The sequence below is a fragment of the Pseudomonas auratipiscis genome (genome assembly GCF_036324085.1).
Classification (GTDB): domain Bacteria; phylum Pseudomonadota; class Gammaproteobacteria; order Pseudomonadales; family Pseudomonadaceae; genus Aquipseudomonas; species Aquipseudomonas auratipiscis.
On sequence record NZ_JAZDCU010000009.1, the window covers coordinates 74,312 to 99,816 of the forward strand.

Annotated in this window: 19 protein-coding genes and 1 tRNA gene; 10 read left to right on the plus strand and 10 right to left on the minus strand. The window is 59.6% G+C overall.

What is annotated here, in order from left to right; genetic code table 11:
• Positions 1-56 precede the first annotated feature (56 nt).
• Positions 57-2,666 (minus strand): bifunctional aconitate hydratase 2/2-methylisocitrate dehydratase, encoded by a 2,610-nt coding sequence (acnB, locus tag V0R60_RS14465; RefSeq protein WP_136478903.1) that lies wholly within the window; start codon positions 2,664-2,666, stop codon positions 57-59.
• 407 nt (positions 2,667-3,073) lie between these two features.
• On the opposite strand from acnB, the gene V0R60_RS14470 reads away from it, so the two are divergent.
• Positions 3,074-3,541: a DUF1289 domain-containing protein gene (locus V0R60_RS14470; protein WP_136475400.1), complete on the plus strand. Its 468-nt coding sequence runs from the start codon at positions 3,074-3,076 to the stop codon at positions 3,539-3,541.
• Positions 3,542-3,594: 53 nt separating this feature from the next.
• On the opposite strand, the gene V0R60_RS14475 is transcribed toward V0R60_RS14470, so the two are convergent.
• Positions 3,595-4,458 carry a universal stress protein gene (locus V0R60_RS14475; protein WP_136475401.1) on the minus strand — a complete coding sequence of 288 codons (864 nt, stop codon included), beginning with the start codon at positions 4,456-4,458 and terminating at the stop codon, positions 3,595-3,597.
• Positions 4,459-4,614: 156 nt separating this feature from the next.
• Here V0R60_RS14475 and miaE point away from each other — a divergent pair, with 156 nt between their 5' ends.
• The 4 genes from miaE (at position 4,615) to V0R60_RS14495 (ending at position 8,547) form a co-directional block, all read left to right on the plus strand.
• Positions 4,615-5,220, plus strand: coding sequence for a tRNA-(ms[2]io[6]A)-hydroxylase (gene miaE / locus V0R60_RS14480; protein ID WP_136475402.1), 606 nt, complete (start codon positions 4,615-4,617; stop codon positions 5,218-5,220).
• Positions 5,221-5,354: 134 nt separating this feature from the next.
• On the plus strand, positions 5,355-5,828 hold the full coding sequence (locus V0R60_RS14485) for a MarR family winged helix-turn-helix transcriptional regulator (protein WP_330079421.1): 474 nt from the start codon (positions 5,355-5,357) through the stop codon (positions 5,826-5,828).
• A complete protein-coding gene (locus V0R60_RS14490; RefSeq protein ID WP_330079422.1) occupies positions 5,825-7,021 on the plus strand; it encodes an HlyD family secretion protein in 1,197 nt (398 codons plus the stop codon). The genes V0R60_RS14485 and V0R60_RS14490 overlap by 4 nt, the downstream gene beginning before the upstream one ends.
• Entirely contained in the window at positions 7,018-8,547 is a 1,530-nt protein-coding gene (locus V0R60_RS14495; RefSeq protein WP_330079423.1) for a DHA2 family efflux MFS transporter permease subunit, read from the plus strand. Before V0R60_RS14490 ends, V0R60_RS14495 begins: the two co-directional genes overlap by 4 nt.
• A 64-nt stretch (positions 8,548-8,611) precedes the next feature.
• On the opposite strand, the gene lpxH is transcribed toward V0R60_RS14495, so the two are convergent.
• Both lpxH and V0R60_RS14505 read right to left on the minus strand, forming a co-directional pair.
• Positions 8,612-9,334 carry a UDP-2,3-diacylglucosamine diphosphatase gene (gene lpxH / locus V0R60_RS14500; protein WP_330079424.1) on the minus strand — a complete coding sequence of 241 codons (723 nt, stop codon included), beginning with the start codon at positions 9,332-9,334 and terminating at the stop codon, positions 8,612-8,614.
• On the minus strand, positions 9,331-9,834 hold the full coding sequence (locus V0R60_RS14505; RefSeq protein WP_136475407.1) for a peptidylprolyl isomerase: 504 nt from the start codon (positions 9,832-9,834) through the stop codon (positions 9,331-9,333). Before V0R60_RS14505 ends, lpxH begins: the two co-directional genes overlap by 4 nt.
• A 235-nt stretch (positions 9,835-10,069) precedes the next feature.
• On the opposite strand from V0R60_RS14505, the gene V0R60_RS14510 reads away from it, so the two are divergent.
• Both V0R60_RS14510 and cysS read left to right on the plus strand, forming a co-directional pair.
• Positions 10,070-11,773 (plus strand): glutamine--tRNA ligase/YqeY domain fusion protein, encoded by a 1,704-nt coding sequence (locus V0R60_RS14510; protein ID WP_330079425.1) that lies wholly within the window; start codon positions 10,070-10,072, stop codon positions 11,771-11,773.
• 9 nt (positions 11,774-11,782) lie between these two features.
• A complete protein-coding gene (gene cysS, locus V0R60_RS14515; RefSeq protein ID WP_136475409.1) occupies positions 11,783-13,165 on the plus strand; it encodes a cysteine--tRNA ligase in 1,383 nt (460 codons plus the stop codon).
• 57 nt (positions 13,166-13,222) lie between these two features.
• Here cysS and V0R60_RS14520 read toward each other — a convergent pair whose 3' ends face one another.
• The 5 genes from V0R60_RS14520 to V0R60_RS14540 form a co-directional block, all read right to left on the minus strand.
• Positions 13,223-14,611, minus strand: coding sequence for a sensor histidine kinase (locus V0R60_RS14520; protein WP_330079426.1), 1,389 nt, complete (start codon positions 14,609-14,611; stop codon positions 13,223-13,225).
• Positions 14,589-15,269 (minus strand): response regulator transcription factor, encoded by a 681-nt coding sequence (locus V0R60_RS14525; protein ID WP_136475411.1) that lies wholly within the window; start codon positions 15,267-15,269, stop codon positions 14,589-14,591. The genes V0R60_RS14520 and V0R60_RS14525 overlap by 23 nt, the downstream gene beginning before the upstream one ends.
• Positions 15,270-15,424: 155 nt before the next feature.
• The gene (locus V0R60_RS14530; protein WP_136475412.1) at positions 15,425-16,444 is read right to left on the minus strand and encodes a branched-chain amino acid aminotransferase; all 1,020 of its coding nucleotides are present in this window, start codon (positions 16,442-16,444) and stop codon (positions 15,425-15,427) included.
• 346 nt (positions 16,445-16,790) lie between these two features.
• A complete protein-coding gene (locus V0R60_RS14535; protein ID WP_375547267.1) occupies positions 16,791-18,086 on the minus strand; it encodes a carbohydrate porin in 1,296 nt (431 codons plus the stop codon).
• A gap of 85 nt (positions 18,087-18,171) precedes the next feature.
• Entirely contained in the window at positions 18,172-20,589 is a 2,418-nt protein-coding gene (locus V0R60_RS14540) for a glucose/quinate/shikimate family membrane-bound PQQ-dependent dehydrogenase (protein WP_330079427.1), read from the minus strand.
• A gap of 274 nt (positions 20,590-20,863) precedes the next feature.
• Here V0R60_RS14540 and V0R60_RS14545 point away from each other — a divergent pair, with 274 nt between their 5' ends.
• Entirely contained in the window at positions 20,864-22,576 is a 1,713-nt protein-coding gene (locus V0R60_RS14545) for an amidase (RefSeq protein WP_330079428.1), read from the plus strand.
• Positions 22,577-22,698: 122 nt separating this feature from the next.
• Here the strand turns inward: V0R60_RS14545 and V0R60_RS14550 are convergent.
• Positions 22,699-22,773 (minus strand) — tRNA-Gln (locus V0R60_RS14550).
• Positions 22,774-22,962: 189 nt separating this feature from the next.
• Between V0R60_RS14550 and V0R60_RS14555 the strand changes: the two genes are divergently transcribed.
• Positions 22,963-23,343, plus strand: a complete 381-nt coding sequence (locus V0R60_RS14555; protein WP_168198446.1) for a RidA family protein — start codon at positions 22,963-22,965, stop codon at positions 23,341-23,343.
• 138 nt (positions 23,344-23,481) lie between these two features.
• Positions 23,482-25,476 (plus strand): peptidase U32 family protein, encoded by a 1,995-nt coding sequence (locus V0R60_RS14560; protein WP_136475416.1) that lies wholly within the window; start codon positions 23,482-23,484, stop codon positions 25,474-25,476.
• The last annotated feature ends 29 nt before the right edge of the window (positions 25,477-25,505 follow it).

A 25,505-nucleotide genomic window follows, 5' to 3' on the forward strand; every position in this document is an offset into this window, starting at 1 on the left:
ACAGCCAAAAACAAAGAGCCCCGCCGATTGGCGGGGCTCTTTTACGCTAAGTCAGCTTAGGCTTGAACGACCGGGATGTTGGCGCTCGCAGCAGCTTCACGGAACTCGGCGATCTGGTCGAAGCTCAGGTAGCGGTAAACGTCGGCAGCCATGCTGTCGATGTTCTTCGCATATTCCATGTACTCTTCGACGGTTGGCAGCTTGCCCAGAATCGAGGCAACAGCAGCCAGTTCGGCCGAGGCCAGGTAGACGTTAGTGGCGTCGCCCAGGCGGTTCGGGAAGTTACGGGTCGAAGTGGAAACCACAGTCGAACCGGTCTGTACGCGTGCCTGGTTACCCATGCACAGCGAGCAACCTGGCATTTCCATGCGTGCACCGGCTTTGCCGTAGATGCCGTAGTAGCCTTCTTCGGTCAACTGGTGGGCGTCCATCTTGGTTGGCGGAGCCAGCCACAGACGGGTAGGGATGCCACCCTTGACCTTCTCCAGCAACTTGCCGGCAGCGCGGAAGTGACCGATGTTGGTCATGCACGAACCGATGAACACTTCGTCGATCTTCTCGCCTTGTACGCTCGACAGCAGGCGAGCATCGTCCGGGTCGTTCGGCGCGCAGAGCACAGGCTCTTTGACGTCGGCCAGGTCGATCTCGATGATTTCGGCGTATTCGGCGTCCTTGTCGGCTTCCAGCAGAACTGGGTTGGCCAACCAGGCTTCCATCGCTTGAGCACGACGTTCCAGGGTACGGGCGTCGCCATAGCCTTCGCTGATCATCCAGCGCAGCAGGGTAACGTTCGACTGCAGGTACTCGGCAATGGCCTTTTCTGGCAGCTTGATCGAGCAACCGGCAGCAGAACGCTCAGCCGAGGCGTCGGACAGTTCGAACGCTTGCTCGACGGTCAGTTCGTCCAGGCCTTCGATTTCCAGGATGCGGCCGGAGAAGGCGTTGATCTTGCCCTTCTTCTCGACGGTCAGCAGGCCTTTCTGGATGGCGTAGTAAGGGATGGCGTGAACCAGGTCGCGCAGGGTGATGCCGGGTTGCAGTTTGCCCTTGAAGCGCACCAGTACCGACTCCGGCATGTCCAGCGGCATGACGCCGGTGGCTGCGGCGAAGGCGACCAGGCCGGAACCGGCCGGGAAGGAAATGCCGATCGGGAAACGGGTGTGCGAGTCACCACCGGTACCGACGGTATCCGGCAGCAGCATGCGGTTCAGCCAGCTGTGGATGATGCCGTCGCCTGGACGCAGGGACACGCCGCCACGGGTGCGGATGAAATCCGGCAGGGTGTGGTGGGTGTTGACGTCGATTGGCTTCGGATAGGCCGCAGTGTGGCAGAACGACTGCATGACCAGGTCAGCAGAGAAGCCCAGGCAGGCGAGGTCTTTGAGCTCGTCGCGGGTCATCGGGCCAGTGGTGTCCTGGGAGCCGACGGTGGTCATCTTCGGTTCGCAGTAGGTGCCAGGACGAACGCCTTTGCCTTCTGCCAGGCCGCAAGCCTTGCCGACCATTTTCTGTGCCAGGCTGTAGCCCTTGCCGGTGTCGGCTGGGGTTTCAGGCAGCTTGAACAGATCGGTTGGGCCCAGGCCCAGTTCGGCACGCGCCTTCTCGGTCAGGCCACGGCCGACGATCAGCGGGATACGGCCGCCAGCGCGGACTTCGTCGAGCAGTACTTCGGTTTTCAGCTGGAAGTTGGTGACCAGCTCGTCGCTGCCGTGACGACGCACTTCGCCCTTGTACGGGTAGACGTCGATGACGTCGCCCATGCCCAGGTTGGTGCAGTCGAACTCGATTGGCAGAGCGCCGGCGTCTTCCATGGTGTTGTAGAAGATCGGGGCGATCTTGGTGCCGAAGCAGAAACCACCGCCGCGCTTGTTCGGCACGTAAGGGATGTCGTCGCCGAAGAACCACAGCACCGAGTTGGTGGCGGATTTACGCGAGGAACCGGTACCCACTACGTCACCGACGTAGGCGACCGGGAAGCCCTTGGCCTTGACTTGTTCGATCTGCTTGAGGGGGCCGACAACGCCTGGTTGCTCAGGCTCGATGCCGTCACGGGCCATTTTCAGCATGGCCAGGGCGTGCAGCGGGATGTCAGGGCGCGACCAGGCGTCCGGGGCAGGGGACAGGTCGTCGGTGTTGGTTTCACCAGGGACCTTGAAAACGGTCAAGGTGTATTTGTCTTCGATGGCCGGACGGGCAGTGAACCACTCGCCTGCAGCCCAGGATTCCATGACGGCCTTGGCGTGAACGTTACCGGCCTTGGCTTTTTCGGCGACGTCGTGGAAGGCGTCGAACATCAGCAGGGTGTGCTTGAGCTGTTCGGCAGCAACAGCGGCCAGTTCAGCGTCATCCAGCAGCTCGACCATGGTGGCGATGTTGTAGCCGCCCTGCATGGTGCCCAGCAGTTCGACAGCACGCTTCTTGTCGATCAGTGGGGAAGTGGCTTCGCCTTTGGCGATAGCGGAGAGGAAGCCGGCCTTTACGTAGGCAGCTTCGTCCACTCCTGGTGGAACGCGATTGGTGATCAGGTCGACGAGGACTGCCTCTTCGCCAGCAGGAGGGTTCTTCAGCAGCTCGACCAGGCCTGCGGTTTGTTCGGCGTTAAGCGGCTGGGGCACGATACCCTGGGCGGCACGCTCTTCGATGTGTTTGCGGTAGGCTTCAAGCACAGTTATTACCCTCATCAGTGGTCCCAAATGGGTGTCCGGGACGCTCATCCAGAAATTCCGGCACCCGTGCGCAATACGGCTTCTTGGGCCGCGTAGCCAGGGTTGCAGGAAATCCTTACAGAAGCTGCTTTCAAAGTTTTACGCCTGTAGAACGGAGGCTGATGAGGGCTGGCGAGGGATATGCGACAGGCGAATATCCCAGGCCAACGCCGTTCTACCGGATCAACTGTGCTCGTGACGCTTTGAAAACAGCTTCTAACGGACATTTGGCGCCTTAAAAAGGCCGGGCAATTCTACTGGAAAAAGTTGATAAAGGTAAGGCGCGCTTCATCACTTTAGCGGGTGACCCCCGTTAGACAAAGGGCTAACATGACAGCCTGTTCCACCGCATAGCTGTCGGTTTTTTCATGTCCAATCAGTCAATTAAAACGCCTTGTGTCGGCCTGTGTTCCACGGTTTACGGGGATCTGGTGTGTCGTGGCTGCAAGCGTTTTCATCATGAAGTGATCAATTGGAACGGCTATAACGAAGATGAAAAGCGCGCGGTCTGGCTGCGTCTTGAGCAATTGCTGGTACAGGTCATGGTGGCCAAACTTGAGGTCTTTGATGCCGAGCGCCTGCGCCAGCAACTGGTGCAGCGCAAAATCCGCTTTGTGCCACATCAATCCGAATACTGCTGGGCCTATCAGTTGATCGCCCGCGGCGCGCGGGTAATTCGCGAGCTGGAGGCCTATGGCATGGTGTTGTTGCCGGAGTTTCGTGGCTGGGAATTGCCCGAACTGCGTGATGCCATTGATCGGGAATTCTTCTTGCTGTCCGAAGCGCATTACCAGCGCTATATCGCGCCAGGCTTTCTCAAGGATGCCCTGGGTTAAATTCGTTTGCCCCGCGATCCGTAAAGCGCGGGGCAAACCCTACGATCCAGGCCTCAGCCCCGCGCCAGCTCGGTCAGGTGGACTTTTGCTTCATCGCTCTTGAGTACCAACACGTCGCATTCCAGCGAATCGAGCACAACCTCGGCAGTGTTGCCTATCAATGCGCCGGAGATGCCCGTACGGGCCACGGTGCCGATCACGGTCACCACCGCATCGTACTTCTTCGCGGTGTAAGGAATCAGCACATCGGCTGGGCCCTCGGCAACATGCAAGCGATCATCCTTGATGTCGAATTCGGCTTGGAAGGCGGTGCATTCTTCGCGATAGCGCTGCTCGATGGTTTCTTTCAATTGATACACCGGGTCGGCCGCCGAGAGCATCGGCGACGGATGGGCGCTGATCACATGCAGGTCGCCCTTGGCCAGGCTGGCGATCTCGTAGCCATGATTGATGATGCTCGTATGCAGTAGACGATGCGGTTCGTCGTGATTGCCGACATCCACGGCGGCGAGGATTACCCCGCCGGTCCACGGCCGCTCGGTCTTGACCATCAGCACCGCGCACGGGCATTGGCGCAACAGTTTCCAGTCGGAAGGGGTGAGCAGGGCTTTTTTCAGGGGGTTGTCTGGCCGGTGCTCCTTGATGACCAGCTCGCAACCTTCAGCTTGTTGTACGCTGATGATCGATTCATGCAGGGTGTCATGCCACGCTTGTTCGTAGGTCACATTGTTGTAGCCGTCGTCGTGCAGTTGGCTGCACAACAGGCTCAACAAGGCGCTGTGGTCGTGTTTTTTATCGCACATCAACAAGTGCAGACGAGCACCCGTGACGCCTGCGATCAGTTTCGCCCGGGTCAGGGCCCGGCTGTGGGCGTGCTCGGGATCGAGTACCACCAGGATGCTGCGTACTTCTAGCATGAGCGTGAACTCCCTTCAGAATTGGTCACCGCTGTCTGACTATAGACGGCACTCAATGCGATGGGCCTGATATGTATCAAGCATAGTCCACTGGTGATCGCCTCCACCGCCGGTATAATCGCCGCTCTTGTCGTTGCCCTGCCTGTTTGTGAGCCTATGCACCTTATTCCCGAAATTGATGCGTTCCTTGGTTGCCGTACTCCCGATGCCTGGGTTCAGGCCGCCCTTGCCGATCAGGAAACCCTGCTGATCGACCACAAGAACTGCGAGTTCAAGGCCGCCAGTACAGCGTTGAGCCTGATGGCCAAGTACAACACGCACCTGGACCTGATCAACATGATGTCGCGCCTGGCACGTGAAGAGCTGGTGCATCATGAACAAGTCCTGCGGCTGATGAAGCGCCGCAAGATCGGTCTGCGTCCACTTTCGGCCGGGCGCTATGCATCCGGGTTGCGTCGCGTGGTGCGCACGCACGAACCGGTGAAACTGGTCGACACGCTGGTGGTCGGTGCATTTATCGAGGCGCGCAGCTGCGAGCGCTTTGCCGCGTTGGTGCCGCATCTGGACGAAGAATTGGGCAAGTTCTATCACGGCCTGCTCAACAGCGAAGCCCGGCATTACCAGGGTTACCTCAAGCTGGCGCATCAATACGGTGAAGCGGCGGATGTCGAGCGGGTAGTACTGAAGGTCAGAGAGGTTGAAGCCGAATTGATCACCACCCCGGATGAAGAATTTCGTTTCCATAGCGGTATTCCTGCTTAAACCATCGCGGTGCGGCCACTGAGTTGCCCCGCGATTTTTTATAGGCAAATAGTAAGCAGGCTAATTAATGGCTTGACGCTAGCTGTCTAGGCAGTAACATTATGTTACTAACTGCCTAAGCAGGTAATGCCTTCATGCAGCATTTCTCCCCCGAAAACTTCCAGACCTGCACCATAGGCTTGCTCCTGGGGCGCGCCGCGCTGGTCAAGGACCGCATTCTCGACAGCCACCTGCAAGACTTCGGCGTCACTGCCGCGCAGTTCAAGGTGTTGATCATCGTTTCCCAATACGGTGTCGATACCCCTGCCGAGCTGTGCCGTTATCTGTCTCTGGATAGCGGTTCGATGACGCGCATGCTCGATCGTCTCGAACAAAAGCAATTGATCGAGCGTCGGCGTTGCCCGGATGACCGGCGTCAAGTGCGTCTTGGTTTGAGCGAGGAAGGGCAGAAACTGGCGGACCAATTGCCGCAGATCGGTGCAGCAGCAATGAATGAGTTGGTAGGCGTGCTCGATGCAACGGAACTGGCAACCCTTGAAGGCTTGCTGACAAAAGTATTGCTTGCAGCCGGCGACACCCTGACAGCTCTGCGGGTAGGTGCGAAATGAGCGACATGCCTGATAGCGCCAACAGCGCGCAAGATCTCCACAACACCCGAAAACGCAAAACCTGGTTGTTCGGCCTTGCCTTGCTGGTCGTGCTTGGCGGGGGCACGGTATGGGCCTGGCATGAGCTTTACGGGCGATGGAATGAAGAAACCGACGATGCCTATGTCAACGGCAACGTTGTAGAGATCACGCCGTTGATCACCGGTACCGTCGTCAGCATCGGCGCCGACGATGGTGATCTGGTTCATGCTGGCCAAGTACTGATTGAGTTCGATCCCAGTGATGCCGAAGTGGGTTTACAGGCTGCGCAGGCGCAGTTGGCCCGTGCTGTGCGTCAGGTGCGCGGGTTGTACAGCAATGTCGATGGCATGCGGGCTCAGGTCGCGGCGCGTCAGGCTGAACAGACCAAAGCCCAGGAAAACTACAACCGACGCAAGACCCTTGCTGCGGGCGGGGCAATTTCCCTGGAAGAGCTGTCTCACGCCCGTGATGATCTGGCCTCGGCACAAAGTTCGCTGATCAATGCCAAGCAGCAGCTCAATACCACCACTGCGCTGGTTGATGACACCGTGGTTTCGTCCCATCCACAGGTGATGGCCGCGGCTGCCGAGTTGCGCCAGGCCTACCTAGCTGCCGCACGCACCACTCTGGTGGCGCCGGTTACAGGTTATGTGGCCAAGCGCACCGTGCAATTGGGTCAGCGCTTGGAACCCGGTACCGCAACCATGGCGGTGATTCCCCTGGACCAGCTATGGATCGACGCCAACTTCAAGGAAACCCAGTTGCGCAACATGCGCATCGGTCAGCCGGTAGACATTGTTGCTGACTTGTATGGTAGCGAGGTCAAGTATAGCGGCACCATCGACAGTCTCGGCGCCGGCACCGGCAGTGCCTTCGCGCTGCTGCCAGCGCAGAACGCCACTGGCAACTGGATCAAGATCGTCCAGCGGGTGCCAGTGCGTATTCATATCAATGCCGAGCAACTGGCCGCCCATCCACTGCGTATCGGTCTTTCGACCCAGGTTAGCGTTGACCTGCATGACCAGAGCGGCCCTGTGTTGGCCCAGGTGCCTGCGCAAAAGGCATCGTTTACCACCCAGGTGTATGACCGCCAGTTGGTTGAAGCCGATGCCATGATCTCGCGGTTGATCCATGAAAACAGTGAAGGCTCCAGCAAGACGGCCGTGCGATGAGCAACACCGCTTCATTCACCCCGCCGAGCTTGCTGCTGACCACCATCGGGTTGTCGCTGGCAACGTTCATGCAGGTGCTCGATACCACCATTGCCAACGTCGCCTTGCCGACCATTTCCGGCAATCTGGGGGTAAGTACCGAGCAGGGCACCTGGGTCATCACCTCGTTCGCGGTGAGTAACGCCATTGCCTTGCCGTTGACCGGCTGGCTGAGCCGGCGTTTCGGCGAAGTGAAGCTGTTTATCTGGGCCACCTTGCTGTTCGTGCTGGCGTCGTTTCTCTGTGGTATCGCCCGGTCGATGCCGGAGTTGGTGGGCTTCCGGGTTTTGCAGGGGATCGTTGCCGGTCCTTTGTATCCGATGACCCAAACATTGTTGATCGCTGTCTATCCGCCGGCCAAGCGCGGCATGGCCCTGGCCTTGCTGGCGATGGTCACGGTCGTGGCGCCGATCGCCGGTCCGATCCTCGGCGGTTGGATAACCGACAGTTACAGTTGGCCGTGGATCTTCTTCATCAACGTTCCGATCGGCCTGTTCGCTGCGGCAGTCGTACGCCAGCAGATGCGCACGCGTCCGGTGTCGACCCAGCGCCAGCCGATGGACTACATCGGCCTACTGACCCTGATCGTCGGTGTCGGTGCCTTGCAGGTGGTGTTGGACAAGGGCAATGACCTGGACTGGTTCGAGTCCAATTTCATTATTGTTGGCAGTCTGATATCGGTGGTATTCCTGGCGATCTTTATCATCTGGGAACTGACCGATAAGCATCCGGTGGTCAATCTGCGCTTGTTCGTCCATCGCAACTTTCGCATCGGCACCATCGTATTGGTAGGAGGCTATGCGGGCTTTTTCGGTATCAACCTGATTCTGCCGCAGTGGTTGCAGACACAAATGGGCTACACCGCCACCTGGGCTGGCCTGGCGGTGGCGCCCATCGGATTGCTGCCGGTACTGATGTCGCCGTTCGTCGGTAAATATGCACACAGAATCGACTTGCGCCTGCTGGCAGGCCTGGCGTTCCTGGCCATCGGCACCAGTTGTTTCATGCGAGCAGGCTTTACCAATGAGGTCGACTTTCAGCACATCGCCCTGGTGCAGCTATTCATGGGTATCGGCGTGGCGCTGTTCTTCATGCCGACCTTGAGCATCCTGTTGTCGGACTTGCCACCGCACCAGATCGCCGACGGCTCCGGGCTAGCCACCTTCCTGCGCACCCTGGGTGGCAGCTTCGCCGCATCCTTGACGACCTGGTTGTGGATTCGCCGCGCGGACCAGCATCACGCCTACCTGAGCGAAAGCATCAGCACCTACGAGCCGGCCACCCGTGAAGCGCTCAATCAACTCGGGGGTGTGAATGGACAGTCTTTTGCGCAGTTGGAGCGAATGCTCAGCAGTCAGGCTTACATGATGTCGACGGTGGATTACTTCACCATGATGGGTTGGGTGTTTGCTGGGCTGATCTTACTGGTGTGGCTGGCCAAGCCGCCGTTTGCGGCCAAGGCAGGGCCGGCGTCGGCGGGGCATTGAGTAATCGCCGGACAAGCCTGCTCCTGCCGTAGGGGTGGGAGAGGGCTTGCCCTGCGATCAAGTCTCAAGGAAAAGCAAACGGCTGCAACTGAAACCCTTGCTCATCCACTTCCAGTGCCCAACCCTGGCGGTCCCAATCGCCCAGCACGATTCGCCGAGCCGGTTGATCATCGACCATCAGTTTGTGAATCGCCGGACGGTGGGTGTGGCCGTGCACCAGGGTGCGTACGCCATAGTGCGCCATGATCCGCGGAACTTCTTCCGGCGTCACGTCGACTATGTCGTTGGCTTTCATTCGCGTCTGCGCCCGGCTTTCACTGCGCAGCTTGCGCGCCAGCTTCTGGCGGGTGCTCAGCGGCAGGTGCCGAAGAAGCCATAGGCTTACCGGGTTACGCAGGTAACGGCGCATTTTCATGTAGGCCAGATCAAGGGTGCATAGGCTGTCGCCGTGCATCAACAACACCGGCTCGCCGCCCAGTTGCACGACACTTGGGTCGCTCAGCAGGGTGCAGCCGGCAGCCTTGCAGAAGGCCTCGCCGATCAGGAAATCGCGGTTGCCATGCATTAGGTAGACTTGGGTACCACTGTCGCTCAAGGCGCGCAGGGCCTGGCAAATACTGGTCTGGAAGGGCGTCATGGCGTCATCGCCGATCCAGGCCTCGAAGAAGTCGCCGAGGATGTACAGCGCCTGGGCATGGCGCGCACGGCCGTCGAGCAGATCAAGAAACGCCCGGGTTATATCCGGGCGTTCTTCTTGCAAGTGCAGATCAGAGATCAGCAGTATCACTCAATGATCTCGGCTTTCTCGATGATCACGTCTTCGACCGGTACGTCCTGGTGGCCAGACTTGGAACCGGTGGAAACAGCCTTGATCTTGTCGACAACGTCGGTACCTTCGGTAACTTTACCGAATACCGCATAACCCCAGCCCTGCACGTTCTTGCCGCTGTGGTTGAGGAAACTGTTGTCGGTCACGTTGATGAAGAACTGTGCTGACGCCGAATGCGGCTCCATGGTACGAGCCATGGCGATGGTGTACTTGTCGTTGCTCAGGCCGTTGTCGGCTTCGTTCTGGATGCTCGGACGCTTGTCTTTCTTTTCTTTCATGCCTGGCTCGAAACCGCCACCCTGGATCATGAAGTTGCCGATTACGCGGTGGAATACGGTGTTGCTGTAGTGACCGGCATTTACGTATTCGATGAAGTTGGCCACGGTGATCGGGGCTTTTTCGGCATTCAGTTCAATGACGATGTCGCCGTGGTTGGTGCTCAGTTTGACTTTGGACATACTGGAATTCGCTCTTTCAAGGCATTCGAATTGGGGTTACGCAGGATCGCGATACAAACCTGACGCACAGTCTACAGCCCGCGATACGTGGTTCGCGGGAGTTTTTTCGCATTGCCTGCCGAATATCGGGCCAGTTTGTCGGACCGAAGCTGTCGGCAGCTCGACCGCTTCGGCTATGATAAGCGCTTTGATTCAGTCGGCCTACCCAGGCCGTGTACCCGTATTCAAGGATCCTATGAGCAAGCCCACTGCCGACACCGCTCCTAACGCCGCTGCCAAAGGCGCACCCGCCATCCCTGCGAACTTCCTGCGTCCGATCGTGCAGGCCGACCTGGATTCGGGCAAGCACAGCAGCATCGTCACCCGTTTTCCACCAGAGCCCAACGGATACCTGCACATCGGCCATGCCAAGTCGATTTGTGTGAACTTCGGCCTGGCCCAGGAATTCGGTGGGGCTTGTCACCTGCGTTTCGATGACACCAACCCGGCCAAAGAGGACCAGGAGTACATCGATGCCATCCAGAGCGATGTGCAGTGGCTGGGCTTCCAGTGGACCGGCCCGGTGCGTTACGCCTCCGAGTACTTCGACCAGTTGCACGACTGGGCCGTGGACCTGATCAAGTCGGGCAATGCCTACGTCTGCGACCTGACCCCGGAGCAGGCCAAGGAATACCGTGGCAACCTGACCGAGCCCGGCAAGAACAGCCCGTTCCGTGAGCGCAGCGTCGAAGAGAACCTGGACTTGTTCGCCCGCATGAAAGCAGGCGAGTTCAAGGACGGTGAACGTGTGCTGCGGGCCAAGATCGACATGGCCTCGCCGAACATGAACCTGCGGGACCCGATCCTGTACCGCATTCGTCATGCTCACCACCATCAGACCGGTGACAAGTGGTGTATCTACCCGAACTACGACTTCACCCATGGCCAGTCGGACGCTATCGAGGGCATCACGCACTCCATCTGCACCCTGGAGTTCGAAGGTCATCGCCCGCTGTACGAGTGGTTCCTTGACCACTTGCCGGTGCCGGCCAAGCCGCGCCAGTACGAATTCAGCCGCCTGAACCTTAACTACACCATCACCAGCAAGCGCAAGCTCAAGCAACTGGTTGATGAGCAGCACGTCAACGGTTGGGACGACCCACGCATGTCGACGCTGTCGGGCTTTCGCCGTCGCGGCTATACCCCGGCATCGATCCGCAACTTCTGCGAAATGATCGGCACCAACCGTTCCGACGGTGTGGTCGACATGTCGATGCTCGAATTCAGCATCCGTGACGACCTTGATCGCACCGCGCCACGCGCCATGTGCGTGCTGCGTCCCTTGAAGGTGGTTATCACCAACTATCCGCAGGGCCAGGTCGAGAACCTCGAACTGCCGCGTCACCCTAAAGAAGACATGGGCGTGCGTGCGCTGCCGTTCGCTCGCGAGATCTACATCGACCGCGACGACTTCATGGAAGAGCCGCCAAAAGGCTACAAGCGCCTGGAGCCAGCCGGTGAAGTGCGTCTGCGCGGCAGCTACGTGATTCGCGCCGACGAGGCGATCAAGGACGCTGATGGCAATATCGTCGAGCTGCATTGTTCCTACGACCCGGACACCCTGGGCAAAAACCCTGAAGGTCGCAAGGTCAAGGGCGTGATTCACTGGGTGCCGGCTGCAGCCAGCGTCGAATGCGAAGTGCGCCTTTACGACCGTCTGTTCCGCTCGGCCAATCCCGAGAAAACCGAAGACGGCGGCAGCTTCCTCGACAATATCAACTCCGATTCGCTGCAGGTACTCACCGGTTGTCGTGCGGAACCTTCACTGGGCCAGGCCCAGCCAGAAGACCGCTTCCAGTTCGAGCGCGAAGGCTATTTCTGCGCCGACCTGAAAGACTCCCAGCCGGGTCGCCCGGTATTCAACCGGACTGTGACCCTGCGCGATTCGTGGGGCAGCTGAGGAACGCTCGTGCTTAACATCTACAACACGCTTAGCAAGACCAAGGAAGTTTTCAAGCCGCTCGATGGCAACAAAGTGCGCATGTATGTCTGCGGCATGACCGTGTACGACTACTGCCACCTGGGCCACGGTCGCAGCATGGTAGCCTTCGACCTGGTCACGCGCTGGCTGCGTTACAGCGGCTACGACCTGACCTACGTGCGCAACATCACCGACATCGATGACAAGATCATCAACCGGGCCAATGAAAACGGCGAGTCGTTCGACGCCCTGACGGCGCGCATGATAGATGCGATGCACGAAGATGAGCGCCGCCTGAATATCTTGCCGCCAGATCAGGAGCCGCGTGCCACCGACCATATCGCCGGCATGCACGCGATGATCCAGACCCTGATCGACAAGGGTTTTGCCTACGCCGCGGCGAACGGTGATGTGTATTACCGGGTCGGCAAGTTCGTCGGTTACGGCAAGTTGTCACGCAAGAAGATCGAAGACTTGCGTATTGGTGCTCGTATCGAAGTGGACGAAGCCAAGCAGGATCCGCTCGACTTCGTCCTGTGGAAAGCCGTCAAGCCGGGCGAGCCAAGTTGGGAGTCGCCGTGGGGCCCAGGCCGTCCTGGCTGGCATATCGAATGCTCGGTGATGTCCACCTGCTGCCTGGGTGAAAGTTTCGACATCCATGGCGGTGGCAACGACCTGGAGTTCCCGCACCACGAAAACGAAATCGCCCAGAGCGAGGCTGCAACCGGCAAGCAGTACGCCAATTCGTGGATGCACTGCGGCATGATTCGCATCAATGGCGAGAAGATGTCCAAGTCCTTGAACAACTTCTTCACCATTCGTGATGTGCTCGACAAATATCACCCGGAGGTGGTCCGCTACCTGCTGGTGTCGAGCCACTACCGTAGCTCGATCAACTACTCCGAAGACAGCCTGCGCGAGTCCAAGGGCGCCCTGGAGCGCTTCTACCACGCATTGCGCGGCTTGCCGCGAGTGCAAGCCAAGGGTGGCGAAGCCTACGTCGAGCGTTTCACCGCGGCGATGAACGACGACTTCGGTACGCCTGAAGCCTGTGCGGTGCTGTTCGATCTGGTGCGCGAGATCAACCGCTTGCGCGAGAGCGAGCCTGAGGCGGCTGCCGGTCTGGCTGCGCGTCTTCGCGAGCTGGCAGGCTTGTTGGGTGTACTGCAACTGGAGGCCGACGACTTCCTGCGCGCGGGTGCCGAAGGCAAGGTCGATGCCGCCGAGGTCGAAGCGTTGATCCAGGCGCGCCTGCAGGCGCGTGCCGACAAGAACTGGGCAGAATCGGACCGCATCCGTGACCAGATCACCGCCATGGGCGTGGTGCTGGAAGACAGTAAAGGGGCGACCACCTGGCGTCTGGCTGACTGAACACTCGCGGGGCAAGCCCGCTCCCACGGTGGGAGCAGGGCTTGCCCCGCGATGGCTCTAACGAATTACCCCGGTCCGGCAATGCAACACCAATCTCGCGCCGCCCAATTCACTCGACCCGATCTCAAGCGCAAAGCCATGCAGGTCGACAATCGCCGCAACCACCGACAACCCCAGCCCGAAGCCTGGGTGACGATGACCTTCTTCGCTACGATAAAAGCGCTTTAACACTGCTTCGCGCTCGCTCTCGGGAATTCCCGGGCCGCTGTCCTCCACCTCGATGCTCACCACGCCGGCCTCATTGCGGGCACGCATGCGTACAGCGCCGCCGGCAGGGGTAAATTTGATCGCATTGCCCAATAAATTGGCCAGCGCCTCGAACAACAGCTCGCGGTCACCATTGAGCGACGGTAGCTGTGCGGGCAGTTCCAGCGCCAACTGAATCTCGCCGTCCTCTGCCAAAGGCAGGTAGAAGTCGTGCATTTCCACCAACAGGACGCGCGGATCAAGCTCGACAAATCCCGCCCGGCGCTGGCGGTCTTCCAGTTCGCTGATGCGCAGCAAGCCACGAAAGCGCGCCATCAGGGTGTCGGTTTCTCCAATCGCCTGCTCCAGTGCGTCGGCTTGCGCGGAATTGTCCCCGGCCTGCTGGCGTATCCGGTAGAGCTGGGCACGCAGGCGCGTCAGCGGGGTGCGCAGGTCATGAGCGATGTTGTCACATACGCCCTTGACCTCGTGCATCAGGCGTTCGATGCGATCGAGCATGGCGTTGACAATGGCTGCGAGCATGTCCAGTTCGTCGCGTCGCTGAGACAGTGGCAGGCGCTGGGTAAGATCACCTGCGACGATCTGTTCGGCAGTCGCCTGAATGGCGCGAATACGTTTGAGCGGTCGCCGGCGCAGCAGGTACCAGCCGGCAATCCCGGGGATGATCGTCAGTGACAGTCCCCAGAGCAGGGCATGAAGAATGATGCGGGTCACGACAAACAACGAGCCGTTGTCGCGTACCAGCACCAGCCAGCGGCCATCACGCACTTTGATGGCCACGGCGTCACAACTGTCGCGAGGTAGGTGCGGATCATCGGCGTCCAGACAACGGCTCAGCTCGTGGATTTTGCCGTCCAGCCCCAGGTCGGTCGGCACCTGGCGGATCTGTCCGGCCAATGGGTTGAACTGTGCGTCGAACAAACCGTAGGCGTCGAAGCTGCGTTCTTCGAAGGCTTGGCTTGCGATCAAGGCGTCGTCCAGTTGCTTGCCACTCATGTGCGCGAACAAATGCTGGCGCTGTTGTAACGAGTGCCGGGTGAGCTTGTTCAGGTAGCCGGAAACCTCAAAATACAGCACCCCCATGAGGATGCTGCTCCAGGCCACGAACAAAAAACTGTAGAGCGCCAGCAGACGACTGGTGGAGGAACTCCAACCCTTAGACGGGTTCGGCAATGGCATAGCCCGAGCCCCGTACGGTTCGAATCAGGGGCGTCTGACCGGCCGCGTCGATTTTTTTGCGCAAGCGTCCGATGTGTACGTCAATCAGGTTGGTGCCGGGATCGAAGTGATAGCCCCAGACTTCTTCGAAGATCATCATCCGGGTGATGACCTGGCCTGCATGGCGCATGAGAAATTCCAGTAGCTTGTACTCGGTGGGGAGCAAGTTCAGCGCCTGCTCCCCGCGTCGGGCCTCATGGCTGATCAGGTCCAGTTGCAGGTCGGCCACCTGCAGGCGGGTCTGCGCCAGGGGCACGCTGTTGCGCCGCAGCAGCACTTCAACGCGGGCAGCCATTTCATCCGAGGCAAAGGGTTTGGTCAGATAATCATCGCCACCGGCACGCAGGCCGCGCACCCGTTCATCGACATCGGACAGTGCGCTGATCATCAGAATCGGCGTGGCGATTTTCAGGTTGCGCAGGGTGGTGACGATGGTCAGGCCGTCCAGCTCGGGGAGCATGCGGTCGAGCGTGATCAGGTCGTAGCCACCGGCTATGGCTTTGGCCAAGCCTTCACGGCCGTTATCGGCCCAATCCACTTCCAGGCCATGGCTGGTGAGCTCGGCGACGATCTCCTGGGCGGTCACGGCGTCGTCTTCGATAGTCAGTACGCGGGGCATGCTAGTACCTGGGCGGCGAGTAGAGACTTGATTGTGCCAAAGAATAGGCGGTGCCCGGGTTAAAGAAAAATTCATCTGCGAGGATCAGGCACTGCAAGCGTGAATAAACGCATGCCTGCAGAAAAACAAACCCCGCCATCGGCGGGGTCTGTGGGTCACGCTACTTTGACGATCCAGCCAGCTGGCGCTTCGACGTCGCCGCTCTGGATGCCGGTCAGCTCATCGTAGAGCTTGCGGGTAACCGGGCCGACTTCGGTTTCGCTGTAGAACACATGCAGCTCGCCGTTGTACTGGATGCCGCCGATCGGGGTGATCACCGCAGCAGTACCGCAGGCACCGGCCTCGCTGAACTGGCCGATCTTGTCGATCAGCACATCACCTTCTATCACTTCCAGGCCCAGACGCGATTTGGCCAGTTCCATCAGCGACAGGCGAGTGATGCCTGGCAATACCGACGGCGATTTCGGGGTGATGAACTTATTGTCCGGGGTGATCCCGAAGAAGTTGGCTGAGCCGACTTCTTCAATTTTGGTGTGGGTCAGTGGGTCCAGGTAGATGCAGTCGGCAAAACCGGCCTGCTTGGCTTTGTAGCCGGGCTGCAGGCTGGCGGCATAGTTACCGCCAACCTTGGCGGCACCGGTGCCTTGCGGTGCGGCGCGGTCGTAGTCGGAAATCAGGAACTTGTGCGGGGTCATGCCGCCTTTGAAATAGGAGCCGACCGGAATGGCGAAGATCGAGAAAATGAATTCCGGGGCGGTACGCACGCCAATGTTGTCGCCTACACCGATTACGAACGGACGCAGGTACAGGGCGCCTTTGCCGTGCGGCGGGACGAAGCGTTCGTTGGCTTTTACCACCTGTTTGCACGCTTCGATGAACTGCTCGGTCGGTACCTGTGGCATCAACAGGCGGTCGCAGCTGCGCTGCATGCGCAGGGCGTTCTGGTCAGGGCGGAACAGGTTGATCGAACCGTCCTTGCAGCGGTAGGCCTTCATACCCTCGAAACATTGCTGGCCGTAATGCAGCGCAGTTGAGCCTTCGCTGATGTGCAGCACGTTGTCTTCGGTCAGGGTGCCCTGGTCCCACTCGCCGTTACGGAAATAGGACAGGTAGCGCTTGTCGGTCTTGATGTAGTCGAAGCCCAGCTTGTCCCAGTTAATGCTTTCGTTACTCATGGCACCCTCGAATCGATTTGCATATGCCTGACGAACAGGCGTCTCTTATTGCGCACGCAGCCACGATAATACATCCCGTGCAGATGGGAAACGGCCAGTCATAGATTGGACCATGGTAGTACTCAAAATCGTCTGACAAACGGTAGAGGGTTTGACGTTGACCGGTCGCCAGCACCGGCGCAGTATGAAATCAACACGATTTGCCTGCTGACCTCGATGCGTACCACGACTACCGCCAATCGCGGGTCCGGTACCGGCGCTTGAACTTTAGGCAGTAGGTAAAACAAGGCCCCGCCAGAAATGGACGGGGCCTTGTCTTTTCGAACCATAATCGACTTGGGCAGGCTTAGAAACTCGCTTTGACTTGGACTCCCACCACCAAGGCGTTGTCGATTTTCTCTGCGGAAAATGCCCCAGGCTCGATGATGTATTGCACATCCGGGCGCAGCGTCAGCCAGGGGGTAGCCTGATAGCCGTAGCTGAGTTCGATCAGTTGTTCGGCGCTGTTGAGGTTGGGAAAGCTTTCGCCATTGGCGGCGGCGGCATCTTGCTGGACGTCGCGGCTGCGCGGATTGGGCACGGCGCGGCCGTAGCCAATAGCGAGGGTGTCTCGCGCGCGACCTTCGAACGGCTTGTACAAGACCAGGCCGACGCCATACCACGTGCTGAACGGGGACGCGGCGGTGCTCGCTGCCGAGTACTGACCAAAGGCATGCATGCTGCGCCCTGGCGAAGCTTGCGAATGCCACACGGCCTGGTCGATCAGCAGGTAATGGCCGTCACGACCGGAGACTTCCTTGTCACTGCCGATGCGCTTGGCGTCGGAGCTGTCGTAGTAGTAGCCCAGCTTGTACTCACCGGGCAACTCGCCCTGCAGCTTGTATACCAGCTCTAGGGGCAGCACAGTGCCGGTGGTGTGCTTGGGTCCCAAGTGCCACGCGCGGCTGGAGTTGCCGTTGCTCTGTGGATCAACGTTGAACGCGGCGACCCGCACTTGCCAGGTCGATGACAGGTCGTACTTCAGGCGCACGCCGAGGTGAGCGTTGGGGTAATTGGTCCAGCCGCTACCGCCGGACATGTTCAACGGATGGCCGCAGAAACCTGCGTTCATGAAGTTGCAGAGAATGCCGCTGTCCAGGCCACCCAGATCGTTGCCCATGGCCATGTAACCCAGCTTGACGTTCAGCTCGGGGGTGAACAGGGTGCGCTCGTAACTCAATTCGGTCAGGCGGGTATAGAGACCACCGAAGTTTTCCTGGATAGGCAGACGGTTGCCTACCAAGTCTTCAGAAGCACTGTTGCCGCGACGATCATTAATGGTCATTTGCAGCTTGCCGCCGTTATCCAGGCCATAAAGCTTGCCCAGATCGAATTGCACGCCAAGTTTGATGTTTTGCGAGTACCTGGCGGAGCGATGCAGGCCACCCTCGGCGATGTAGGCAGTCTCGCCACTGTAGTCGCCAGTGAATTTGATGCCTTGGCTGTCCAGTCGGTGACGCAGGCCACCCCAGTCACCGCTGAGGCTGCTGCGGGTCATCAGGTCCGCCTCGTTGGCCAGCGCGGGTTGGAAGGTGATGCACGTTAGGGTCAATAGCGGGCCGGTAAGCAGGCGAGGGCGAGAGAAGCGAAAAGCGCGGGACATGCACAACCTATCTGAAAAGAATCGCGAGAAAAGACAAGGGCAGGGGCGCGGCACCCAGGCGCCGCGCCATACAGCAGTGGCGTGGTTACGGCAGGGCGTAGGCCATGACGTAGTCGCCGCGATCGGTCGACTGGCGGGCACCACCTGCGGTAATCACGATGTACTGCTTGCCGGTTTTCGGCGACACGTAGGTCATCGGGCCACCCTGGCTGCCGACGGGTAGGCGGACTTTCCAGATTTCTTCACCGTTGCCGCTGTTGAAAGCGCGCAGATAGAAGTCTTGAGTGCCGGCAATGAATATCAGCCCGCCCTGAGTCGACAGGGTGCCGCCAAGGGTCGGCAGGCCAACTTTGATCGGCAAGTGCATACGGATACCCAGGGGGCCGGTGTCTTCGACCGTGCCTACGGGTACCTGCCAGGCAACTTTCTGGGTTTTCATGTCGATGGCAGTCAGAGTGCCGAACGGCGGCGCCTGGCAAGGAATGCCGGCCACTGACAGGAAGCGGTTCTTGTTCACCGCGTAGGGCGTACCCTTGAGCGGCACGGCGCCCATGCCGGTGTTAAGTGCTTCGCCGCCGGAACTGGCCTGAGCCTTGTTCTGCGATGGAATCATCTGAATCCATAGGCCCAGGCGCATGTCGTTGACGAAGATAAAGCCATGCACCGGGTCGGTAGAAATACTGCCCCAGTTCATGCCTCCAAGCGAGCCTGGGAAACTCAGTGACAGGTCGGTGCCCGGCGCGGTATAGAGGCCGTCGTAGCGCATTTTCTTGAAGTTGATGCGACACAGCAATTGATCGTACGGCGTGGCGCCCCACATGTCCGACTCGGTCAGTTGTTGGGCTCCGATCTGTGGCATGCCAACCGATTTTGGCTGGGTTGGCGAGTAGGGTTCGTTGGGGATGTTGCTCGGCTTGACGGCGACTTCTTCGACCTGGGTCAGCGGCTTGCCGGTAGCGCGATCGAGTACAAAAATCTGCCCGGCCTTGGTGCCGATCACCACCGCTGGCACGGTTTGGCCATCGGCCTTGGTGAAGTCGATCAGGCTCGGTTGCATGGGCAGGTCAAAATCCCAGAGATCGTTGTGCACGGTCTGGTACACCCACTTTTCTTCACCGCTGGTAGCGTCCAGTGCCAGTATTGAAGCGCCGTACTTGTGGTTCAGCTCGCTACGCTCGACCCCATAGATGTCGGTAGACGAGCTGCCCATCGGCAGGAACAGAGTGTTCATCGCCGGGTCGTAGGACATCGGCGCCCAGCTGTTGGGCGTGCTGCGAACATAGGTATTGTCAGCGTCTGGCGCGTTACGGTCTTCGGGATTGCCCGGGTCGAATGCCCAGCGCATTTGCCCGCTGATGACATCGAAACCTCGGATCACGCCGCCTGGCATATCGGTTTGCACGTTGTCTGCGACGCGTCCACCGACAACTACGGTGGTACCGGCCATCAGCGGTGCAGATGACAATTGATAGTAGCTGTCGGGGACATTGCCGAGACCGGCCTTGAGGTCGACCTGACCGTTGCTGCCGAAGCCCTGGCAGAACTCGCCGGTGTCAGCGTCAACGGCGATCAGGCGGGCGTCGATGGTGTTGGTCAGCAGTCGTCGCTGGCAGTTGGCGCCCGCCGGCACGCTGGCGGCAATGATCGCCGAGCTGTTGGCTTGGGTAGGTTGCACGATTGGTGTGCTGGCATCGAAATAGGCCATGCCGCGGCAGCGTTGCCAGACCGCCGATTGGGCATTGATCTGATTCTTCCACAGCTCTTTGCCGGTGTCGGCATCCAGGGCAATCAGGTTGTTGTGAGGGGTGCAGATGAAAACCTTGTTGCCGACCTGCAACGGGGTGAGCTGGTCTTCGGCGCCATTGCCGTCACTGATGGCGACATCTCCGGTGTGATAGGTCCAGGCCACTTTCAAGTCATTGACGTTGTCGCGATTGATCTGGTCAAGGGCGGCAAAGCGGCTGCCACCTTCGGTGTTGCCGTAATGCGCCCAATCCTTCTGCGCCTTGGCCGGGTCGACCGGGGTCAAGCCGGGGCCGTCGCCGCTTGGGCTGACGCTGGGGTGGGCGACGAACATATTGCCGGCTGCAACCACCAGTGCCACGGCCATGACGCCTGCCATGGCATAAGCGCCGCGGCCAGGTGTTGCGCCTGCAGAGCGGGCCAGCATGGGGTAGACCAGCGCCACTGCCAGGCCGATTGCGCCGAACATGAACAGGCGCGAGAACAGCGGCCAGAACTCCAGCCCGACATCGGCCACAGCCCAAATGGCCGTGCCGACAAGGAAGGTGGCATACAGCCAGGCGCCGACTGGTTTGCGGCGCGCGACCAGCAAGCCGGCGCCGGTCATTGCCAAGCCGCCGATCAGAAAGTACCAGGAGCCACCCAAGCTGAGCAGTTTCACGCCACCTGCGGCCAGCGCCAGACCGAGCACAGCGATGATGGTGCCAAGGCCGGCAAGGATGAATGTTGAGGCGCCAGCAGGGCGCGATGCTTGCTTCATGTCGAAAAAAACTCGAAGAGGGGAGTGGCGGAATTATACCCTTAGCAAGCTAATTAACAAGTTGGTACATTTTGCTCCGGCTGTTCCTTCGGCTGCTCTGTTGCTTTAAAAGCAACGCCGGGTTTTCATGGTGGCCAATGCGCGGAATCGCGTAATGGCGTGCAACGAGACTCGATATGAAAACCCGTTTTGAGAGAATTGATGTGTCTGTGCCCAGTATTCAGTGTGATGGCGAACGTCCTGGCGTCAACCTCCAGCCATCGGAGGTGAACCCATGATCGAGGTCACTGAAGTATCCATCGCGCAATTGCGCGCCGCGCTCGAATCCGGCAGCACGACCTCGGTGGAATTGGTTGAGGCATACCTCGCCCGAATCGATGCCTATGACGGCCCTGCAACCACGACTGCGCTCAATGCAGTGGTGGTACGCAACCCCGAAGCGCTCAATGAAGCGCGGGCAGCCGATGCGCGACGGGCCAAGGGCGAATCCCTCGGGCCACTCGATGGCATTCCTTACACAGCCAAAGACAGTTATCTGGTGAAGGGGCTCACCGCTGCCTCGGGAAGCCCGGCTTTTGCCGAACTGGTTGCCTATCGCGATGCCTTCACCATTGAGCGCCTGCGTGCCGCAGGGGCGATCTGCCTGGGCAAGACCAACATGCCGCCCATGGCCAACGGCGGTATGCAGCGTGGGGTGTATGGCCGGGCTGAAAGCCCGTACAACGCCGACTACCTCACTGCGCCTTTCGCATCGGGCTCATCCAATGGCGCAGGCACTGCCACTGCTGCCAGCTTTGCAGCTTTCGGGCTGGCTGAGGAAACCTGGTCGAGCGGTCGCGGACCTGCATCGAACAACGGCCTGTGTGCCTACACCCCTTCACGCGGGGTAATTTCGGTGCGCGGCAACTGGCCGCTGACGCCCACCATGGACGTGGTCGTGCCCTTTGCCCGAACCATGACCGACCTGCTCGAAGTACTCGATGTGGTGGTCGCCGAAGACCCCGATACCCGTGGTGATCTGTGGCGGATGCAGCCTTGGGTACCGATTCCGAGTGTGGCGTCGGTGCGACCGGCTTCGTATTTGGAGTTGGCCGTCGATGCTGCATCGCTCAACGGCAAGCGCCTGGGCATTCCGCGTATGTACATCAATGCCGATCCCGACGCGGGCACCAGCGAAGCGCCGGGTATCGGCGGACCAACAGGTCAACGTATCAATACTCGGCCGACGGTAATCGCACTGTGGGAGGAGGCCCGCAAGGCGCTGGAAGCGGCGGGCGCCGAGGTGATCGAGGTGGATTTTCCGTTGGTCTCCAATTGCGAAGGGGATCGTCCCGGCGCGCCGACAGTGTTCAATCGTGGCCTGGTTTCCAAGGAGTTCCTGCACCATGAACTGTGGGACCTGACTGCCTGGGCGTTTGACGATTTTCTCCAGGCCAATGGCGACCCAAAGTTGAACCGCCTGGTCGATGTCGAGGGTGCAAAGATTTTTCCCCATGATCCGGGCACCTTGCCAAATCGCGAGGGCGATCTTGCTGCAGGTATGGATGAGTACGTGCGCATGGCGGAGCGGGGCATCACGCCTTGGGATCAGATCGGCACCGTGCCTGATGGCTTGCGTGGTTTGGAGACAACCCGTCGTATCGACCTTGAAGAGTGGATGGATCGCCTCCAGCTCGATGCCGTGCTGTTTCCGACGGTCGCCGACGTTGCCCCGGCCAATTCCGATGTCGACCCGGCATCGGCCGATATAGCCTGGAGCAACGGCGTGTGGGTTGCCAACGGCAACCTGGCTATCCGACACCTGGGCGTGCCGACGGTAACAGTGCCGATGGGGGTGATGGCGGACATTGGTATGCCCGTCGGGCTGACCTTCGCCGGGCGTGCCTATGACGATTCGTCGCTGCTGCGCCTGGCTTCGGCATTCGAGTCCACCGGTTCCAGGCGCGTGGTGCCGCCGCGCACGCCGCCACTGGTAGTCGGCAAGTAACCGGCAGGTTGGGGTTGGCGCTGAACAGCGTCAATCCCGGCCTATTGCTGAGTGTTGTGCTGCAGGCGCGCTTGCTTTCGACGGGAGTCGGCGTGAGATAGCTTTGGATTTGAAGAAGGAAATGGCAGGGGCGGCTGGATTCGAACCAACGCATGGCAGGATCAAAACCTGCTGCCTTACCGCTTGGCGACGCCCCTGTAGATGTTGCGATGAGTGTCTGGCACTCATTTGAAGAGATTGCTGCATTCGCTGCTGTAGCAGGAATGGCCGCGAATTTAACAACTTTTGCGCCGTCTGTGAAGTCCTCAAGCAAAAAATTTGTTTTTAAAACAGCTGGTTACTGTTGCATCATCGTAGCGATTACTTATTCAGCAGGAAATTCTCACATGGCAAACCACGACATCACCTTCACGCCTGACCCCGATCCGGAATCCATTTCCAGTGATGTTGCCGGTTTTGGCGGCATGCTGGTTTCCACCCAGATTCCGACGCGCGCCGATGGCAGCCTGGAATTGGGCGATATCACCTTGCAGAGTGAGTGCACCCTGCAAGCACTCAAGGTTGCCCTGGAGCGAGCTGGCAGCTCGATGGATCGGGTGTTGCACCTGACCATCTACCTGACCGACATGGCTGATCGCGGCGCTTTCAACGACGTCTACCAACGTTTCTTCGCCAAACCGTGGCCGGTACGCGCCGCTGTTGGCGTGGCATCGCTGGCGGTTGAGGGTATGCGCGTGGAAGTGACGGCGATGGCTGCCAAGGCTTGAACCGCGGCGGGCTTGTGCGCCAGGTCAGTGGCACGTATGCAGACTCCTCAACCGTGCCATCCGGCAGGGTAGGGGGTCCCATCGTACGTTTCGCGCTACAATGCGCGCCTTGACCGTGCCAAGCCTGACTAAAAAAACATGTCCTTACCCAAGCATCACCTCGAACTGCTCAGCCCTGCCCGCGATGTGGCCATCGCTCGTGAGGCCATCTTGCATGGCGCCGACGCCGTGTACCTCGGTGGCCCAAGCTTCGGCGCCCGCCACAACGCCTGCAACGAGGTCAGCGATATCGCCCAGTTGGTGGAGTTTGCCCACCGCTATCACGCGCGGGTGTTCACCACCATCAACACCATCCTTCACGACAACGAGCTGGAGCCGGCGCGCAAGCTGATCCACCAGTTGTACGATGCCGGTGTCGATGCGCTGATCGTCCAGGACCTGGGCGTGATGGAACTGGATATCCCACCGATCGAGCTGCACGCCAGTACGCAGACAGACATCCGTACCCTGGCGCGGGCCAAATTTCTCGATCAGGCCGGTTTCTCGCAACTGGTACTGGCCCGAGAGCTGAACCTCAAGGAAATTCGCGCGATTGCCGACGAGACCGATGCTGCCATCGAGTTTTTCATCCATGGCGCGTTGTGTGTAGCTTTCTCGGGGCAATGCAACATTTCCCACGCTCAGACCGGTCGCAGTGCCAACCGTGGCGACTGCTCTCAGGCCTGCCGTCTGCCGTACACCCTCAAGGACGAAAAAGGCGGTGTGATTGCCTATGAGAAGCACCTGCTGTCGATGAAGGACAACAACCAGAGCGCCAACATCCGCGCTCTGGTCGAGGCGGGTGTTCGCTCGTTCAAGATCGAAGGGCGTTACAAGGACATGGGCTATGTGAAGAACATCACCGCCTATTACCGTCAGCGCCTGGACGAAGTCCTTGAAGATCGCCCGGACCTGGCGCGCGCCTCCAGTGGTCGCACCGCGCACTTCTTCGTGCCCGACCCGGATAAAACCTTTCACCGTGGCAGTACCGACTACTTCGTCAGTGAGCGCAAGATCGATATCGGCGCCTTCGACTCGCCAACCTTCACTGGTTTGGCGGTCGGCGTGGTGGAGAAAGTCGGCAAGCGTGACATGCAAGTCGTCACCCATGAGCCACTGTCCAACGGTGACGGCCTCAATGTGCTGGTCAAACGTGAAGTGGTTGGCTTTCGCGCCAACATCGCCGAGCCGAAAGGCGAGTTCGATGAAGACGGCGAGAAGCGCTACCGCTATCGTGTCGAACCCAACGAAATGCCTAAGGGCATGTACCAGCTACGGCCAAATCATCCGTTGAGCCGCAACCTGGACCACAACTGGCAGCAAGCCCTGCAGAAAACCTCTGCCGAGCGTCGCATCGGCCTGGCGTGGGCGGCGCGCTTGACCGAAAGCAGCCTGCAATTGACTGCCACCAGCGAGGAGGGCGTCAGCGCCAGCATTACGCTTGACGGCCCGTTCGGGGTCGCCAACAAGCCGGAGCAGGCGTTGGAGCAACTGCACGATCTGCTTGGTCAGTTGGGTACCACTCAATACCATGCCACCGCCATCGACCTGGATGCGCCACAGGCATACTTCATTCCCAACTCGCAGCTTAAAGCCTTGCGTCGTGAAGTCATCGAATCCCTTACGGCTGCGCGCATTGCCGCGCATCCACGGGGTGGGCGCAAAGCAGAGAGCAATCCGCCGCCGGTGTACCCGGAGTCGCACCTGTCATTTTTGGCCAACGTCTACAACCAGAAGGCTCGCGACTTCTATCACCGTCACGGGGTCAAGCTGATTGACGCCGCTTACGAGGCCCACGAAGAGAAAGGCGAAGTGCCGGTGATGATCACCAAGCACTGCCTGCGTTTCTCTTTCAACTTGTGCCCCAAGCAGGCCAAGGGCGTAACGGGTGTGCGCACCAAGGTTGCACCGATGCAGTTGATCCACGGTGACGAGGTGCTGACGTTGAAGTTCGACTGCAAGCCTTGCGAAATGCATGTGATCGGCAAGATGAAGGGTCACATCTTCGATTTGCCGCAACCGGGCAGTCAGCAAGTGGTCGGGCACATCAGTCCTGAAGACTTGCTCAAGACCATTCCCCGCGCCCCGCATTAAGGGCCAACGAGCGCGACGTTGCGGCGTCG